Annotated in this window: 13 protein-coding genes; 4 read left to right on the plus strand and 9 right to left on the minus strand. The window is 63.3% G+C overall.

What is annotated here, in order from left to right; translation table 11 throughout:
• Window positions 1-9: 9 nt before the first annotated feature.
• Genes IFT44_RS06020 through IFT44_RS06030 form a run of 3 tightly spaced genes read right to left on the minus strand, consistent with a single transcriptional unit; the run spans window position 10 to window position 5,789 of the window.
• Window positions 10-1,464: an AdeC/AdeK/OprM family multidrug efflux complex outer membrane factor gene (locus tag IFT44_RS06020; RefSeq protein ID WP_122479408.1), complete on the minus strand. Its 1,455-nt coding sequence runs from the start codon at window positions 1,462-1,464 to the stop codon at window positions 10-12.
• Complete coding sequence (locus tag IFT44_RS06025; protein WP_122479407.1) at window positions 1,461-4,637, minus strand: efflux RND transporter permease subunit; 3,177 nt, start codon at window positions 4,635-4,637, stop codon at window positions 1,461-1,463. The genes IFT44_RS06020 and IFT44_RS06025 overlap by 4 nt, the downstream gene beginning before the upstream one ends.
• Window positions 4,638-4,640: 3 nt before the next feature.
• Complete coding sequence (locus IFT44_RS06030) at window positions 4,641-5,789, minus strand: efflux RND transporter periplasmic adaptor subunit (protein WP_122479406.1); 1,149 nt, start codon at window positions 5,787-5,789, stop codon at window positions 4,641-4,643.
• Window positions 5,790-6,047: 258 nt separating this feature from the next.
• Between IFT44_RS06030 and IFT44_RS06035 the strand changes: the two genes are divergently transcribed.
• Together IFT44_RS06035 and IFT44_RS06040 are read left to right on the plus strand one after the other, a co-directional pair.
• Window positions 6,048-6,680: a TetR family transcriptional regulator gene (locus IFT44_RS06035; RefSeq protein ID WP_122479405.1), complete on the plus strand. Its 633-nt coding sequence runs from the start codon at window positions 6,048-6,050 to the stop codon at window positions 6,678-6,680.
• Window positions 6,681-6,817: 137 nt separating this feature from the next.
• On the plus strand, window positions 6,818-7,714 hold the full coding sequence (locus IFT44_RS06040) for a DMT family transporter (protein WP_122479404.1): 897 nt from the start codon (window positions 6,818-6,820) through the stop codon (window positions 7,712-7,714).
• A 141-nt stretch (window positions 7,715-7,855) separates the two neighbouring features.
• Here IFT44_RS06040 and IFT44_RS06045 read toward each other — a convergent pair whose 3' ends face one another.
• Window positions 7,856-9,364 (minus strand): MDR family MFS transporter, encoded by a 1,509-nt coding sequence (locus IFT44_RS06045; protein ID WP_342214266.1) that lies wholly within the window; start codon window positions 9,362-9,364, stop codon window positions 7,856-7,858.
• A gap of 124 nt (window positions 9,365-9,488) precedes the next feature.
• Window positions 9,489-10,418, minus strand: coding sequence for an AraC family transcriptional regulator (locus tag IFT44_RS06050; protein WP_122479402.1), 930 nt, complete (start codon window positions 10,416-10,418; stop codon window positions 9,489-9,491).
• A 311-nt stretch (window positions 10,419-10,729) separates the two neighbouring features.
• Here IFT44_RS06050 and IFT44_RS06055 point away from each other — a divergent pair, with 311 nt between their 5' ends.
• Together IFT44_RS06055 and IFT44_RS06060 are read left to right on the plus strand one after the other, a co-directional pair.
• Complete coding sequence (locus tag IFT44_RS06055; RefSeq protein ID WP_185793995.1) at window positions 10,730-11,053, plus strand: putative quinol monooxygenase; 324 nt, start codon at window positions 10,730-10,732, stop codon at window positions 11,051-11,053.
• A gap of 42 nt (window positions 11,054-11,095) precedes the next feature.
• The gene (locus IFT44_RS06060) at window positions 11,096-11,335 is read left to right on the plus strand and encodes a hypothetical protein (protein WP_122479400.1); all 240 of its coding nucleotides are present in this window, start codon (window positions 11,096-11,098) and stop codon (window positions 11,333-11,335) included.
• On the opposite strand, the gene IFT44_RS06065 is transcribed toward IFT44_RS06060, so the two are convergent.
• The 4 genes from IFT44_RS06065 to IFT44_RS06080 all read right to left on the minus strand — a co-directional run bounded on the left by IFT44_RS06065 (window position 11,328) and on the right by IFT44_RS06080 (window position 16,610).
• Window positions 11,328-11,954: a flavin reductase family protein gene (locus IFT44_RS06065; RefSeq protein WP_122479399.1), complete on the minus strand. Its 627-nt coding sequence runs from the start codon at window positions 11,952-11,954 to the stop codon at window positions 11,328-11,330. The genes IFT44_RS06060 and IFT44_RS06065 overlap by 8 nt on opposite strands.
• Window positions 11,955-12,050: 96 nt before the next feature.
• The gene (locus tag IFT44_RS06070; protein ID WP_185793992.1) at window positions 12,051-13,370 is read right to left on the minus strand and encodes an MFS transporter; all 1,320 of its coding nucleotides are present in this window, start codon (window positions 13,368-13,370) and stop codon (window positions 12,051-12,053) included.
• Window positions 13,371-13,530: 160 nt separating this feature from the next.
• On the minus strand, window positions 13,531-14,859 hold the full coding sequence (locus IFT44_RS06075; protein ID WP_122479397.1) for a sigma-54-dependent transcriptional regulator: 1,329 nt from the start codon (window positions 14,857-14,859) through the stop codon (window positions 13,531-13,533).
• A complete protein-coding gene (locus IFT44_RS06080; protein ID WP_342214267.1) occupies window positions 14,856-16,610 on the minus strand; it encodes a sensor histidine kinase in 1,755 nt (584 codons plus the stop codon). The genes IFT44_RS06075 and IFT44_RS06080 overlap by 4 nt, the downstream gene beginning before the upstream one ends.
• Between the last annotated feature and the right edge of the window lie 11 nt (window positions 16,611-16,621).

Consider the following 16,621-nt stretch of genomic DNA (forward strand, 5'->3'; position numbering starts at 1 on the left):
CGTTGCGCTTCAGCTTTTCGGCGCCTGCGCTGGCTGTGCCAACTGGGCCTGGCCCGTACGCTCGTACCAGCCGCCACCCAGGGCCTTGTACAGATTGACCTCGCTGGTCAGCTGCGAAAGCCGGTCGGTGATCAGCGATTGCTGGGCACTGAACAGCGAGCGCTGGGCATCGAGGAAGGTCAGGTTGCTGTCGATACCGATCCGATAGCGACGTTCAGCCAAGCGGTAGTAATCCTGGTTGGCTTGTACCGAGTCACGCTGGGCCTGCAACTGCTCGTTGTAGGTCTTGCGTGCGGCGAGGCCGTCGGACACTTCCTGGAAGGCTGTTTGAATGACCTTCTCGTAGTTGGCGATGTTGATGTCCTTCTGGATCTTCGAGTAGTCCAGGCTTGCACGCAGCGCACCGGCGTTGAAGATCGGCAGGCTGATGCTGGGCGAGAACAACCAGCTGCCGGAACCGGCGTCGAACAGGCCGGACAACTGGCGGCTCGAAGTGCCGGCGTTGGCGGTCAGGCTGATGCTGGGGAAGAACGCTGCGCGAGCCGCGCCGATGTTGGCGTTGGCGGCCAGCAAGGCGTGCTCGGCTTCGAGGATGTCCGGGCGCCGGGTCAGCAGCTGCGACGGCATGCCTGCGGGCACTTCGCTGAGCAGGTCGGCATCCAGGCCACGGGCTTCGGGCAGGTCCACCGGAATGCGCGTGCCCAGCAGCATGGTCAGGCTGTTGCGGTCCTGGGCCACCTGGCGGTGGTAGCGGGCCAGGCTGACCCGGGCGGTTTCCACCGCGGTGCGTGCCTGGCTCAGGTCCAGGGCCGAGGACACGCCCACTTCGGTGCTGCGGCTGGTCAGCTTGAGGCTTTGCTCGAACGCGCCCAGGGTGTCCTGGGTCAGTTTCAGCAGCGCCTGGTCGGCCTGCCAGGTCAGGTAGGCATTGGCCACGTTGGCCACCAGGCTGATCTGGGTGGAACGACGTGCCTCTTCGCTGGACAGGTAGGTCTGCAGCGCCTGTTCGTTGAGGCTGCGGATGCGGCCCCACAGGTCCAGTTCATAGGCGCTGACGCCCAGGGTGACCCCGTACTGGCTGGAGATGCCCGACTCGCCAAGCTGTGACAGGTCGGCCGGTGTGCGCTGACGCGTACCGGTGCCGTCGGCGTTGATCGCCGGGAACAGATCGGCGCGCTGGATGCGGTACTGCGCCCGGTAGGCCTCGATGTTCAGGGCCGCCACGCGCAGGTCGCGGTTGTTCTCCAGCGCCACCTGCACCAGGCGCTCGAGCGCCGGGTCGGTGAAGAACTGCCGCCAGCCTTGCTCGGCCGCAGCCACTTCGGCCGCATCGGCGGGCGCGTAGGCCTCGCCTTGCGGAAACTGCTCGGCCACTGGCAGGGCAGGCTGCTGGTACTCGGGGATCATCGAGCAGCCGCCGAGCACGAAGGCGGCGACAGCGATGGATATCAGTGACTTGCTCATTGGCCAGCCTCTTCGTGTGTAATGGCTTTGTCGTTGCCCTTGTCCTTCTCGTGTTCCTTGTCGTATTTGCTCTTGAACATCGACGACACGGCCACGTAGAACATCGGCACCCAGAAGATTGCCAGGACGGTGGCGGTGATCATACCGCCGATCACCCCGGTACCGATGGCATGTTGGCTGCCCGAACCTGCGCCGCTGGAAATCGCCAGCGGGACAACGCCGAGGATGAACGCCAGGGACGTCATGATGATCGGCCGCAGACGCATGCGGCATGCCTCGGCTGCTGCATCGACCAGGCTCTTGCCCTGTTCGTGCAGTTCCTTGGCGAACTCGACGATCAGAATGGCGTTCTTCGCCGCCAACCCTACCGTGACCAACAGGCCCACCTGGAAGAACACGTCGTTGGACAAGCCGCGCATGCTGGTGGCGATCAGCGCACCGATCACACCCAGCGGCACCACCAGGAGCACCGCGATCGGGATCGACCAGCTTTCATACAGGGCTGCCAGACAGAGGAACACGAACAGCAGCGATATCGCATAGAGCGCCGGGGCTTGCGAGCCGGACAGACGTTCTTCGTACGACAGGCCGGTGAACGAGTAGCCGATGCCATCAGGCAGTTTCTTCGCCAGCGCCTCGACCTCGGCCATGGCGTCACCCGAGCTGTAGCCCGGTGCCGGCGTACCGAGGATCTCCATCGCCGCCACGCCGTTGTAGCGCGACAGTTTGGGCGAACCGTAGATCCACTCACCGGTGGCGATGGCCGACAGCGGCACCATGGTCCCGGAGTCGTTGCGCACGTACCACTTGTTCAGGTCTTCGGGGGTCATCCGCGCTGCCGCTTCGCCCTGCACATAGACCTTCTTCACCCGACCGCGGTCGATGAAGTCGTTGACGTAGCTACCGCCCAAAGCGATGGACAGGGTCTGGTTGATGGTCGACAAGGTGATGCCCAGGGCACTGGCCTTCTCGTCATCTACGGTGAGCTGGTATTGCGGCTCGTCGTTCAGACCGTTGGGACGCACGCCCGCCAGGATCTTGCTCTGGGCGGCCATGCCGAGGAACTGGTTACGTGCCTCCAGCAGTTTTTCGTGGCCAACCCCGCCCTGATCCTGAAGGTAGAAGTCGAAGCCCGATGCGTTACCCAGTTCCAATACCGAAGGCGGGACCACGGCGAAGACCATGGCATCGCGGAAGCTGGCGAAATGCTTCTGCGCCCGCTCGGCGATCTTGAACACAGTCGTCTCGGCGTCGCGCTCACCCCAGGGTTTGAGCATGACGAACGCCAGGCCCGAACTCTGGCCACGACCGGCGAAGTTGAAGCCGTTGACACTGAACACCGACTTCACACCAGCGCCTTCGCCATTTTCCCCGTCGAGCAGGAAGGTGCGCATCTCGTCGATGACCTTCTGCGTCCGTTCGGCCGAGGAGCCTGCAGGCGTCTGCACCTGGGCGAAAATCACGCCCTGGTCTTCTTCAGGCAGGAACGCCGAAGGGATGCGGGTGAACAGGAAGATCATGCCAGCGAAAATGATCAGATAAACGATGAACGCCGGCAGCTTGTGCGTGACCATGCGCTTCACGCCGTTCTCGTAGCTGACCACGCTGCGGTCGAAGGTTCGGTTGAACCAGCCGAAGAACCCACGCTTGGGTTGGCCGTGTTTTTCCGGATCGATCGGCTTGAGCATGGTGGCGCACAATGCCGGGGTGAAGATCAGCGCGACCAGTACCGACAGCGCCATGGCCGAAACGATGGTGATCGAGAACTGTTTGTAGATCACACCGGTGGAGCCGCCGAAGAAGGCCATCGGCAGCAGTACCGCCGAGAGCACCATGGCGATACCCACCAGAGCGCCCTGGATCTGCTCCATGGACTTCTTGGTCGCCTCCTTGGGCGACAAGTGCTCCTCGGCCATGACCCGCTCGACGTTCTCCACCACCACGATCGCATCGTCCACCAATAGCCCGATGGCCAGGATCATGCCGAACATGGTCAAGGTATTGATGGTGAAACCGAACGCGGCGAGGATGCCGAAGGTGCCGAGCAGTACCACCGGTACCGTCATGGTCGTGATGACCGTGGCGCGGAAGTTCTGCAGGAACAGGTACATCACCAGGAACACCAGCACGATCGCTTCGATCAGCGTGTGCACGACGCCGGAAATCGACTCGGTCACGGTCGGCGTGGTGTCATACGGGTAAACCACTTTCATGCCTGGCGGAAAGAACGGCTCCAGGTTGGCCACGGTGGCACGGATCGCCTTGGCGGTGTCCAGTGCGTTGGCGCCCGAGGCCAGCTTGATCGCCATGCCCGAGGCCGGCTTGCCGTTGAACTGGGCGTCGATGCTGTAGCTCTGGCCGCCCAGGGCGATGCGTGCAACGTCCTTGAGACGTACCTGCGAACCGTCAGCGTCGACCTTGAGCAGAATGTTGCCGAACTGCTCGGCGGTCTGCAGGCGGGTCTTGCCGATGATGGTGGCGTTGAGCTGGGTGCCAGGCACGGCCGGCAGGCCGCCGAGCTGACCGGTAGCGATCTGCACGTTCTGCGCGCTGATCGCGGCGCTGATTTCCACCGGTGTCAGTTGATACTTGTTCAACTTGGCCGGGTCCAGCCAGATGCGCATGGCGTACTGCGAACCGAACACCTGGAAGTCGCCCACGCCCGAGGTCCGCGAGATCGGGTCCTGGATGTTGGAGACGATGTAGTTGGACAAGTCTTCACGGGTCAGCGTGTCGTCTTCGGCCACCAGGCCGATCACCAACAGGAAGTTCTTCACCGACTTGGTCACGCGCAGGCCCTGTTGCTGCACTTCCTGCGGCAACAGTGGGGTGGCCAGGTTGAGCTTGTTCTGCACCTGCACCTGGGCGATGTCGGGGTTGGTGCCCTGGTTGAAGGTCACGCTGATGGTCATGCTGCCGTCGGAGTTGCTCTCCGAGGAAACGTAACGCAGGTTGTCGATACCGTTGAGCTGCTGCTCGATGATCTGTACCACGGTGTCCTGCACGGTCTGTGCGGACGCACCTGGGTAGGTGACCTGGATGTCGATGGCGGTCGGCGCGATGGCCGGGTATTGGTTGATGGGCAGCTTGAGAATGGCCAGCCCACCCACCAGCATGATCACCAGGGCAAGTACCCAGGCGAAAATGGGTCGGTCGATAAAGAATTTAGACATCGATCACTCACCTTTGCCGTTGGCGGCAGGGGCGGACTGTTCAGGAGTCAGGTTGCCAGCATCCTTGACGGTCACATCGGCACCCGGCTTGACGTATTGCAGACCTTCGGTGATCAAGCGATCGCCGGCGTTAAGGCCCTTTTCGATCACCCAATAGGCGCCATCGGTGCGATTGGCCACCAGCTGACGCTGCTCGACCTTGTTGTCCTTGTTGACGATCAAGGCGGTCGGGGTGCCCTTCAGGTCACGCGTCACGCCTTGCTGGGGCGCCAGGATGGCTTCGCTGCGCACACCGGCCTGCAGCTTGGCGTGCACGAACATGCCGGGCAGCAGCACGTGTTCCGGGTTGGGGAACACGGCGCGCAGGGTCACCGAGCCTGTGGCTTGATCGACCGACACTTCGGAGAACTCCAGCTTGCCGGCCTGGGCGTACTCGCTGCCGTCTTCCAGGGTCAGCTTGACCGAAGCGGCGTTGTCGCCAGCCTTCTGCAGCTTGCCGCTGTCAAGGTCGCGTCGCAGCCGAAGCATTTCGGCGGACGACTGCGTCACGTCGACGTAGATCGGGTCCAGCTGCTGGATGGTCGCCAGGGCGTTGGTCTGGCCATTGGTCACCAGTGCGCCTTCGGTCACGTCGGAACGGCCGATGCGGCCCGAGATCGGCGCCATCACCTTGGTGTAGCGCAGGTCGATCTGCGCGCTCTTCACCGAGGCCTCTGCCTGCAGCTGCTGCGAGCGTGCGTTGTCGTATTCCTGGCGGCTGACGGCTTGCTCGTCGATCAGCTGCTTGTAGCGCCCGGCCAGCGACTTGGCCGACTCAAGCGTCGCCTGGGAGCTGCCCAGCGTAGCCTCGTACACCGACGGGTCGATCTGGTAGAGCTGCTGCCCGGCCTTGACCTCGGTGCCTTCCTTGAACAGACGCTTGAGGATGATCCCGTTGACCTGCGGCCGTACTTCGGCCACGCGGTACGCGGTGGTCCGGCCCGGCAGTTCGCTGGTCAATGTGTAGGGTTGGGTTTTCAGGGTAACCACGCCGACCTGAGGAGCTTGCTGAGCCTGTTGCGGGGCTGCTTCTTCCTTTTTGTCACAGCCGCTGAGCAAGGTTGCCAGGGCGACGGCGGATACCAGAGCGGTAACAACTGGCTTGAATTGCATGAAGATCCTCGGGTCGTGAGCGCGGGGGAGGGCTCAAGAATAGTGGAAAGGTAAAAAAATGTTACGACTGGATTAATAGCTTACTAACGAATATACTTACATTCGTGGTTGTTTGTAAACAACTTGATGGCCTGATGCCCGCGACGTTGCGGCGCACCCATCGATATTCCGGACAAGCCCCGCACAAAAGGGATTCCCGGCCTGAGCAGGCGCTGCGTTACGCATCGCGCGTGCATTGAAGATTGAGGTTCGACTGCCATGGTTCGCCGTACCAAAGAGGAAGCCCAGGAAACCCGCAGCCAGATTCTCGAGGCGGCCGAGCAGGCCTTCTACGAGCGCGGCGTGGCGCGCACGACCCTGGCCGACATCGCGACCCTGGCAGGGGTGACGCGCGGCGCCATCTATTGGCACTTCAGCAACAAGGCGGATCTGGTCCAGGCCATGCTCGACAGCTTGCAGGAGCCGCTCGAGGAGCTGGCCCAGGCCAGCGAGAGCGAGGATGAGCCCGACCCACTGGGTTGCATGCGTCAGTTGCTGATCCGCCTTTTCCAGCAGATCGCCGTAGACCCCAAGACCCGCCGCCTCAACGAAATTCTGCATCATAAGTGCGAGTTCACCGATGAAATGTGTGACATGCGCCGCCAGCGCCAGTCGGTCAGCATCGACTGCAATGTGCGCATCGAACGGTCGTTGCGCAACGCCGTGAACCGCGAGCAGTTGCCGCACGATCTGGACACCGTCAGGGCGGCCATCGCCTTGCACGCCTATATAGATGGCATGATCGGCCAATGGTTGCTCGTCCCCGACAGTTTCGATCTCTATCAGGAAGCGGAGCGTTGGGTGGACCTGAGCCTGCAGACGCTGAGCCTGACACCGGCGTTGCGCAAATAAAGTTCTGAATCAAGTTGTAACAGCGCCCCCGCTCGCGCCATCATCGACCCGACACCATCCAGCCGCTGCCCGAGTACCTGCGTGCGGCGGACAGGTCACGACCGTTACCCTTTCATCATCCTGTTGCGAGCGTGTGAATGAGCGTGCAAAACCCGTTGCTCACCGGGGTCAACCAGCCGCTGCGCGGTATCGCGCTGATTTGTCTGGCAACGTTGCTGTTCGCCAGCCACGATGCTTTGTCCAAGTACCTCTCCGGGCTGTTCCCCATCGTCGTGGTGGTATGGGCGCGCTACGTGGTGCACACCCTGTTGATGCTGGTCATATTCGTGCCGCAGACCGGGCTGTCCACGGTAATCCGTACCAAGCGGCCGGGGTTGCAGTTGTTGCGCGCGCTGTGCCTGATCGCCACCAGCCTGTTCTTCACCACCAGCCTGCGCTACATACCGCTGGCCGAAGCCACGGCGGTCAACTTCCTGGCGCCGCTGCTGGTGACGGCGCTGTCGGTGCCGTTGCTCAAGGAAGTGGTGACCCGTGCGCAATGGGCGGCGGTGATCACCGGCTTCATTGGTGTGCTTATCGTGATCCGCCCTGGCGGTGCCCTGTTCACACCGGCCATTCTGCTGCCACTGATATCGGCGTTCTTCTTCGGTCTGTACCAATTGCTGACGCGCAAGCTCAGCAGCATCGACAGCCCAACCACCAGCAATTTTCTCGCCGGTATCTTCAATACGCTGATCATGAGCGCCGCGCTGCCGTTCTTCTGGCAGGCGCCGGGGTGGATCGATGCATTGTTCATGGTCGGCCTGGGCACCTGCGGCATGCTCGGGCATCTGTTGCTGACCCAGGCCTTTCGCCATGCCGCGCCGGCGCTGCTGGCACCGTTCAGTTACGGGCAGATCCTGTTCGCCGGGATGTACGGCTACCTGATCTTCGACCACACCCCCGATATCTTCGGGGTGGTGGGCATCAGCGTGATCTGCCTCAGCGGCCTGGCCGTAGCCTGGGCCCAGCGCAAGAAGCGACCGGTTGCCTGAGCGGGCCCCTTCGCGGGTAGAACCCGCTCCCACAGGTCCCGCGAAGAGGTCAGACCTGCCCGGCACACAAGCCATTTCCCCCTAGAACCCTGTGGGAGCGGGTTCTACCCGCGAAGAGGCCAGGCCTGCCTTGCGCCCAAGCTACTTCTCACCATGCCCGCGGCCGCGCAATTCCAGATTGGGCAGCGCCAGTGCCACGGCCACTCCCAGCAGGGAGATGCCGGCACTGGCCCACAGCAGGTGCTGGAAGGTCTGCGCCAGTTCCATGCGCAAGGCATCGCGGGCAGGGCCTGCCGCAGCGTTGAGCCCGGTCAGCAGCACGTTACCACTCACCACCTCAAGCCCATGACCGCTCAGGGCACCATCCGCCAACTGCACACCGTGCAGCATGGCCAACAGCAAAGCCGACAGACAAGCCACCCCAACAGCGCCGCCTAACGAACGAAACAACGCCAAGGTACTGGTGGCCACGCCGATGTCCCTGGCCTGCACCGAATTCTGCGCGCCGACCAGCGAGGTGGGAAACTGCAGGCCGCAGGCGAACCCGGTCAACAGCATGAAGGTCACGCTGAGCAGCAGGTTGTCCGGGGGACTGAACGCCATGCCTAGAATCCCCAGCGGAGCGAGCAACGCCCCGGTCAGAATGATGGGTTTGTAGCGCCCGGTCTGCGATGTGCGACGCCCGCCCAGAAAAGCCCCGATGGGCAACCCCAATGCGAGTGGCAGCAGGTACAGAGCCGCCTGATCCGCGCCGGCACCGGTGACGGTCTGGAAGCGCAGGGGCATCATCACGCTCAGCCCGATGGCCTGGAAGCTGGTGAAAAACACCGTGCACCAGCACAGCACCGCTGCGCGATTGGCAAACAGATGCATCGGCAGCAGCGGTTCGCGAAAACGTCGTTCATGCCAGACAAAACCCAGCAGCGCTGCCGCGGCAATCACCAGCAGCGCCCACACCTGGGTGTCGTCCAGCCCATGCCCCTGCCCAACGCGGGTGATGCTCATGAGCAAGGTGCTCAGGCCGACGATCATCAGCACCGTACCCAGGTAATCGATGATCGGCGTACGCTGCGGTATGGGCAGCCCCGCCAGCTTGCGGCTGGCGTACCAGCAGGCGAACGCGCCTAGCGGCAGGTTGATCAGAAACACCCAGCGCCACGACAGGTACTGCGTCATGTAGCCGCCCAGCACCGGGCCCAGCACGCTGGCGGCTGCGTACATGCTGCTGAAATAGCCCTGGTAGCGGCCACGTTCGCGCGGCGGCACGACATCGCCGATGATCGCCTGGCTGACCGAAACCATGCCGCCAGCGCCGACGCCCTGCAGCAGGCGCGCCAGCACCAGTTGCTCCATGCTCTGCGCCATGCCGCAGAACAGCGACGCCAGGGTGAACAATCCCGTGCCGATCAGAATCATGCGTCGGCGTCCGTACAGGTCGCCCAGCTTGCCGTAGATCGGCGTGGCCACGGTCATGGCCACCATATACCCGGAGATCACCCAGGCCAGGCGGTCGACGTCGTTGAACTGGGCGGAGATCGCCGGCATGGAGACCGCAACGATGGTCTGGTCCAACGCGCCCAGGAAAATGGCCAGCATCAGGGCCACCAGAATGCTCTTGATGGCCGGTGGGGAGTGGCTGAGATCGGTCACAGGTAGGCCTGCAAAGAGACGCCCCGGCAAGATGGCCACGGGCTGCGGTCTTCGAGTGTACTTGATAGCTAGCTATCGGTTCTATTGGTGATCTGCGGTTTTTTTCAACCCTGCCAGCGTGACATCAGAGGCTGATGCGCAGGCGTGCCAGGTCACGCACCGGTGGTGCGCCGAAATGCCGGCTGTATTCGCGGCTGAACTGCGAAGGACTTTCGTAGCCCACGCGATACCCGGCGGCCGACGCATCGAGATCTTCGCTGAGCATCAGTCGACGAGCCTCCTGCAAGCGCAGCTGTTTCTGGTACTGCAACGGGCTCATGGACGTCACGGCCTTGAAACGGTGATGCAGGGTGGACACGCTCAGGTTGACTTCGCGAGCCAGGTCTTCGATGCGCAGGCTGCGCTGGAAATGCCGATTGATCCAGGCGATGGCCTGGCTGACTCGGTGGGTCTGGCTGTGGGCTACGGCGATTTCATACAAGCGGTGACCCTGTTGCCCGCCCAGCAGGCGATAGAGGATTTCCCGCCGCACCAGTGGCGCCAGCACGGCAATGTCCTTCGGTGTTTCCAGCAGGCGTACCAGGCGCAGCACGGCATCGAGAAACGCGGTGTCCATCTGCTCCACGTACAGGCCGCGCTGGGTCGAACGCGAAGGCACGCCCAGCGGCCCGGCGTCGGCGATCACCGCGTTGATTTCGTCGGGGTCGATGTCCAACCGCAGGGACAAGCTAGGGTCGCCGGGGCTGGCATCCAGGATCCGTCCCGAGATCGGCATGGCCACCGACACCACCATGAAGTTCAGCGGGTCGTAGATATAGCGCTCCTCCCCCAGGCGCACCTCCTTGCTGCCGTGGGCAAGGATGCACAGCGCCGGTTGCACCAACGCCGGGAACGACTGCACGCACTCTTCATAGCGCACCAGATGCAAGCCGCTGATCGCGGTGCCATGGCAGCCGGGTGCCTGTGCGCCACGGGCAATGCGCTCGGCAAGTTCGCAGCGACTTCGTTCCAGGGCAGGGTGCAGGGGCAGGGCAGCAGGTGCGGCGGGTTTCATGCAGGCTCCATGATCTGTGCATCACATGACCACGAGGATAATCCGCGCTTAATGCCAAGGGTAGACGATAGCTGCAGGATGTTTGCCCAATCCTGCCAAGTTGTAGGAGCGTCTTGTCCGAACCCGCACGTGCACTGTGCGGATGGGCAGGAAAACCGCCACACAGGGCCGCTTGGGTTGATTGAAACTGCAACCCTGCAGGATCGGGCAAGACCTTGACAGGAAACGGCTAACCCCTGTGGTCCGGGGTTGCGTAACGTTGTCGCAGCAACCTTGTTCACCGCAGACCGTTCAATCAGGGAGAGTCGAGCATGAACTCATTATCTACCGTCAGTCACTGTGCCTTGGTCACCGCCCGGCATGGGCATTCCGAACAGGTCGGGCTGAGGTTGTCGGCACTGGTGCGGCCTGCGCTGGGCATGCCCGGCTGCCTGCATTTTGCAGTCCAGCGCAGCCACGGCGACGAGCGATTGTGGCAAGTGGCCGGCGTCTGGCGCGATCACGCCGCGATGACCGCCTGGTTCAAATCCCCCGGCATGCAGGTGTTCTCCGACCTGGTCCAGGGCCTGCTGGTCACCAGCCTCGATCTGCACACTTTCGAGGATGCCGCGATCGAACAGGCCAGCGCGGCCTGAGCTGCGTACAATCGTGGCTTTTGCATAGCTGCGAGGTACGTCATGGCACGCAAGGTATTCGAACATCACGAAGCGGTTTCAGCGGTAGTGCCCAATGAAGGCAGTTACCACGCCGCCATCGCCATCAAGGCCCTGCAGGGCGGTGGTGCGCCGCGGTTCCATAAGGTGCTCGACGGCCAGTCGTTTCGTACCGCGCACGAGGCCGATGGTGCTGCCGCCGAGGTTTTGCTGACTCTGGCCGCTGTCGACGATGAAGGCGAGCCGCGCTTCGAGCCTACTTGACCTGCGGTCGGTGCATCTTGAACAGCGCCTGCGGACCGATCTCGAAATAATCGGCCGGCCCGCCGCCGCGCAGGATCGGACCGGCTGCGGCCGTGTCGTAGATCCCGTCCTTGAGCAATGACTTGGCGATGTGCACCGCCACCACTTCACCCAGGATCAGCCAGGTGGACACTTCCTGCTGGTCGGCGCCCTTGAGCTGAATGATCTGCGTCACCTTGCACTCGAACGACACCGGCGCTTCGAGCACCCGCGGCACGCTGACGATTGTCGACGGTGCATGGTGCAGGCCACTGAGTTCGAACTCGTCGACTTCGGGGCCGACCGCGGCGCAGCTCTGGTTCATCTGCTCGGCCAGGGCACGAGTAGACAGGTTCCAGACGAATTCACCGGTCTGTTCGATGTTGTTCAGGCTGTCCTTGCGTCCCACACTGGCGAAACCGATGATCGGCGGCGTGTAGTTGAAGGCGTTGAAGAAGCTGTACGGCGCCAGGTTCAGGCGACCTTCACGGTCGTGGGAAGAGATCCAACCAATGGGCCGCGGGCCGACGATGGCGTTGAACGGGTCGTGGGGCAGACCATGGCCCTTGGCCGGCTCGTAGTAGTAGGTGTCATCCGACATCAGGGGCAATCCTCAGCGTTCAGGTGCCCCCAGTGTGCGTCGGCCATGGCGGCCAGTGCAACTGCCCCCGCCTTTGCGGCGCAGGCATGCTCAGCTTCAGTCCGTTTCGATCCGTGAGTGCGTCTTGGTGTCCTTCATGAACACGTACACCAGCAGCGAGCAGGCGATGCAGGCGGTCACGTACCAGTAGTAACCGGTTTCCATGCCGATCTGCTTGAACCACAGGGCGATCAGTTCGGCGGTTCCGCCGAAGATCGACACGGTCAGCGCATAGGGCAGGCCGACGCCCAGGGCGCGGATCTCGGTGGGGAACAGCTCCGCTTTCACCACGGCGTTGATCGAGGTGTAACCGCTGACGATGATCAGCGCCGCCATGATCAGGAAGAACGCACCCCACCAGGTTTGAATGGTGTGCAGCGTGGTCAGGATCGGAACGGTACACACCGTGCCCAGTACCCCGAACGCGATCAGGATGGGGCGGCGTCCGATCTTGTCGGAGAGGGCGCCGACCACCGGTTGCAGGCACATGAACAGGAACAGCGTGGCCGCCGAGATAGCCGTCGAGTCCGCTTTGCTGAAGCCCACCGTGTTGACCAGGTATTTCTGCATGTAGGTGGTGTAGGTGTAGAAAGCCAGGGTACCGCCCATGGTCAGGCCGACCACAGTCAACAGTTCCTTGGGGTGGCGCAGCAGGGTGCGCATCGTGCTTTCCTTGGATTCCTTTTTCTGGGTGAAGGAGTCGGTCTCTTCCATGCCACGGCGCAACCACAGCGCCACCACTGCGCACAGCGCGCCGATCACGAACGGTACACGCCAGCCCCAGCTGAGCAGCTGTTCTTCGGTGAGCGTCTGCTGCAGCACGATCAGCACCGCCAGCGCGATCAACTGGCCGGAAATCAGGGTCACGTACTGGAAGCTGGAGAAGAAGCCGCGCCGTTCCCTGGTTGCCATCTCGCTCAGGTAGGTGGCGGACGTGCCGTACTCGCCGCCCACCGAGAGGCCCTGCATCAGCCGCGCCAGCACCAGCAGCACGGGCGCCCAGATGCCGATGGTTTCGTAGCTTGGTGTCAGCGCAATGACCAGCGAGCCAAAGCACATCAGCAATACCGACGCCATCAGCGCAGCCTTGCGGCCCTTGCGGTCGGCGTACAAACCCATCAGCCAGCCACCGATGGGACGCATCAGAAAACCGACGGCGAAGATCGCGGCGGTGTTGAGCAGTTGCGCGTTGAGGCTGTCCTTGGGAAAGAACACCTGGGCGAAATACAGCGAGAATGCCGCGTAGACGTACCAGTCGTACCATTCGACCATGTTGCCGACCGAGCCACTGAAGATCGACTTGACGCGGCTGGCGGTGGTGCGAGGCGGGGCGGATGCAGCGGTTGCCCCGGCGGGCAGGGTGTTGGAGTTATCCATGATGGATCCTTCTCATTATTGTTGGTAGCGCGTTGGTTCGCGCTTGCCAAGGCAATAGCAGGAGCCGTGCCAGCCGCTGCACCCCCCGCTTTCAGAGGGTTCACGAAAAAAAGCCGGCGGATTCTTGCCAATACGAGAGGTGGAGTGAGCGGATTCTTGCCTACTCGCGAAAGTCGTCGCGGGCCAGGCCGTGACGCTGCATCTTTTCGTTGAGGGTGCGCCGAGGCAGTTGCAGTTCCTCCATCACCGACTTGATATCGCCGCGGTGCCGCGCCAGTGCCGCGCGCAGGCATTGGGCTTCGAAGGCTTCCTGTTGTGCCGCCAGGGACAGCCGGACGCTGACCGTTTCCGCCGCTGGCGCGGCCAAGCCCAGCACGTGGCGTTCGGCAGCATTGGCCAGCTCGCGGACGTTGCCAGGCCAATCATGGCTGAGCAACTGGGCCAGTTGCGCCGAATTGACCGGCGGCGCCTGTCGCGCCAGACGCTTCGCGGTTGCCGCGGTGAAGTGATCGAACAGCCGCACGATGTCTTCGCGCCGCTCGCGCAATGGCGGCAGGCGCAGTTCGGCGACATTCAGCCGATAGGCCAGGTCTTCGCGAAACAACCCAGCCCGTGCCTGCTCCAGCAGGTCGGGCTTGCTCGCTGCGACCAGCCGCAGGTCAACCGGAATGCTCTGGTTGGAGCCCAGGCGCTCGAGCTTCTGCTCCTGCAGCACACGCAGCAGCTTGGCCTGCTGAGCCATCGGCAGGCTCTCCACTTCGTCGAGAAACAGAGTCCCGCCGTGGGCGTACTCCAATTTGCCGATGCGCTTGCCCTGGGCGCCGGTGAATGCACCGCTCTCGTGGCCGAACAGTTCGGCCTCGAACAATGCCTCGGGAATCGCGGCACAGTTGAGCGCTACGAAGGGTTTGCCAGCCCGTGGGCCGAAATCGTGCAGGCAGCGCGCAACCAACTCCTTGCCACTGCCGGTTTCGCCACGAATCACCACGTTGACCGGCAACTGCGCCAGATCCAGTACCTGGCGCCGCAGCTGGGCGATGGCGGGCGCAGCGCCAAGCAGGGTCGCCTGCAATTGCTCGCTGAAATCGGCCCGACTGTGCAGGCGCCGGTTTTCCAGAACCAGTCGACGCTTGTCCTGAGCGCGCTGCAGGCTGGTCAACAGGCTTTGCGGGCTGAAAGGCTTCTCGAGAAAATCGTAGGCACCCTCGCGCATGGCCTGCACCGCCATCGGCACGTCACCGTGCCCGGTCAACAGAATCACCGGCAACTCGGGGTCGCGGGCCTGGACCTGTGCCAGCAGGGCGAGCCCGCCCATGCCCGGCATGCGCACGTCGCTGAGTATGACCCCGGCGAAATCCGCCGGCAGCTGCGCCAGGCAGTCTTCGGCCTGGCTGAAGCGCTGCACCGAAAAGCCGCTGAGGCCCAACCACTGTTCAACAGCGTCGCGAATGCTCGCTTCGTCGTCGATGACCATCACTTGATTGCTCATGCAGGCTCCGTATCGATGGGCAGGGCAAGGGTGAAACGTGCGCCGTGTGCCAGGTTTTCCGCGCTCAACTGGCCGCCGTGTTCGTGAGCGATCGCCAGGGAGACCGCCAGCCCCAAGCCGAGGCCTTCGCCGATGGGCTTGGTGGTGAAGAACGGGTCGAACAAGTGTTCGAGGTGCTCGCTGGCGATGCCGCCACCGCTGTCGGCAATGTCCAGCTGCCATTGCTCGCCCTGAAGCTGCAGGCTGATGTGCATGTCCTTGGCCGGCACCCCGGTCATGGCGTCCAGCGCGTTGCGCAACAGGTTGATCAGCACCTGTTCGAGGCGAATCACGTCGCCACGGACACAGGCCGGCCGCCGGACCTGCAAGTGCAGGCGTACACCTGCCGTATGCAGGGGTGTTTCCAGCAACTGCAAGGCCTGGTCGAGCACCTGCGCCAGGTCGACTCGTTCGCGCACGCCGGCCGGGCTCTTGCGCGCGAAGGTCTTCAAATGGGTGGTCAAGGCCGCCATGCGTACCAACATCTGTTCCAGCGGCGCCAGGGCCTGGCGCGCCGCGTCGATGCGATCCTGATCGAGCAACAGCCGCAGGCTCGCCAGCTGCATGCGCTGCGCTGTCAGCGGCTGGCTGATCTCGTGGGCCAAGGCCGCCGACATCTGCCCCAATGCCGCCAGTTTGGCCGCCTGGACCAGGCCCTCCTGAGCATCGCGCAGCTCCCGGGTGCGTGCCCTGACCAGTGATTCCAATTGCTCGCGACCGCGCTGGCGCAGCGCAGCCAGGCGCCGACGCTGATTCAGCCAGAGGCCGCCGAAGACCAGGCTCAACCACAGGCCGGCCGCTGCCAGCGCGGCATTGCGGCTGTCCTCGGTACTCGCCATGGGAGGCTTGAGCAAGTGCAGGGTCCAGCCTTCGCTGGCCATCGGCAACGATGCCCACAGGTAGTCGGCCGTGCCTTGAGGGCCGTTGACGCGCACGTGTCGGGCCGCTCCATCGAGGTTGCCCAGCACCTGGTGGTCCAGCGGCTGCAAGGCTTGATCGTGATACTGACGGGTGCGCTGCAGTTCGGCGCGGTCGGCCTCGCTCAAGGGGTGCAAGGTGCGATACCGCCATCCCGGTCGGTTGGCGATGAACACCACCCCGCGCGCGTCACTGACCAGCAAGGTATCGGGCCCCTGCGCCCATTCCTGTTCCAGTTCGGGCAGCTCGAGCTTGACCACCATGGCACCGAGAAAACCGTCCCGAGCGTCCTTGATCGCACTCGACAAGAAGTAGCCGGGAATGCCGCTGGTCACGCCTACCGCATAGAAACGCCCGCTGCCCTGGCTGACCGACTGGCTGAAATAGGGACGGAAGGCGTAGTTGTGACCCACATAGCTGGTCGGCAGACGCCAGTTGCTGGCTGCCACCGCCAGGCCCTGATGGTCGAGCAGTTCCAGGGTCGACGACCGCGCCGCCGCGTTGATGCGCTCAAGCTTGCGGTTGAGCATGTTCTGGGTGGCCGGATCGATCGGCCCCTGCAGCGACTGCTGCAGCTGAGGATCCAGCGCCAGTACGGCAGGCAGGGTGCGATACCGTTCGATCAGGGTGTGCAGGCTGTTGGCGTACAGCGCCAACTGGCCATTGCTGCGTGCCGCCTCCTCGTTCTGCGCCAGCAGCTGGGCGTGACGGCCCGCCCATACGGCGGACAACGACGCGCCGGCCACGATGACCAGCACGATGACGGCCAGGCGCGGGGCGCGGGAACCGGTCACGGGCGCTATCG

The sequence above is a fragment of the Pseudomonas sp. CFBP 13710 genome (assembly GCF_014842235.1).
Classification (GTDB): domain Bacteria; phylum Pseudomonadota; class Gammaproteobacteria; order Pseudomonadales; family Pseudomonadaceae; genus Aquipseudomonas; species Aquipseudomonas baltica.

Excerpts from the sequence above, each read along its gene's own strand:
- IFT44_RS06020 (WP_122479408.1), bottom strand. The coding sequence starts at position 1,464 with ATGAGCAAGTCACTGATATCCATCGCTGTCGCCGCCTTCGTGCTCGGC.
- IFT44_RS06025 (WP_122479407.1), bottom strand. The coding sequence starts at position 4,637 with ATGTCTAAATTCTTTATCGACCGACCCATTTTCGCCTGGGTACTTGCC.
- IFT44_RS06030 (WP_122479406.1), bottom strand. The coding sequence starts at position 5,789 with ATGCAATTCAAGCCAGTTGTTACCGCTCTGGTATCCGCCGTCGCCCTG.
- IFT44_RS06035 (WP_122479405.1), top strand. The coding sequence starts at position 6,048 with ATGGTTCGCCGTACCAAAGAGGAAGCCCAGGAAACCCGCAGCCAGATT.
- IFT44_RS06040 (WP_122479404.1), top strand. The coding sequence starts at position 6,818 with ATGAGCGTGCAAAACCCGTTGCTCACCGGGGTCAACCAGCCGCTGCGC.
- IFT44_RS06050 (WP_122479402.1), bottom strand. The coding sequence starts at position 10,418 with ATGAAACCCGCCGCACCTGCTGCCCTGCCCCTGCACCCTGCCCTGGAA.
- IFT44_RS06055 (WP_185793995.1), top strand. The coding sequence starts at position 10,730 with ATGAACTCATTATCTACCGTCAGTCACTGTGCCTTGGTCACCGCCCGG.
- IFT44_RS06060 (WP_122479400.1), top strand. The coding sequence starts at position 11,096 with ATGGCACGCAAGGTATTCGAACATCACGAAGCGGTTTCAGCGGTAGTG.
- IFT44_RS06065 (WP_122479399.1), bottom strand. The coding sequence starts at position 11,954 with ATGTCGGATGACACCTACTACTACGAGCCGGCCAAGGGCCATGGTCTG.
- IFT44_RS06070 (WP_185793992.1), bottom strand. The coding sequence starts at position 13,370 with ATGGATAACTCCAACACCCTGCCCGCCGGGGCAACCGCTGCATCCGCC.
- IFT44_RS06075 (WP_122479397.1), bottom strand. The coding sequence starts at position 14,859 with ATGAGCAATCAAGTGATGGTCATCGACGACGAAGCGAGCATTCGCGAC.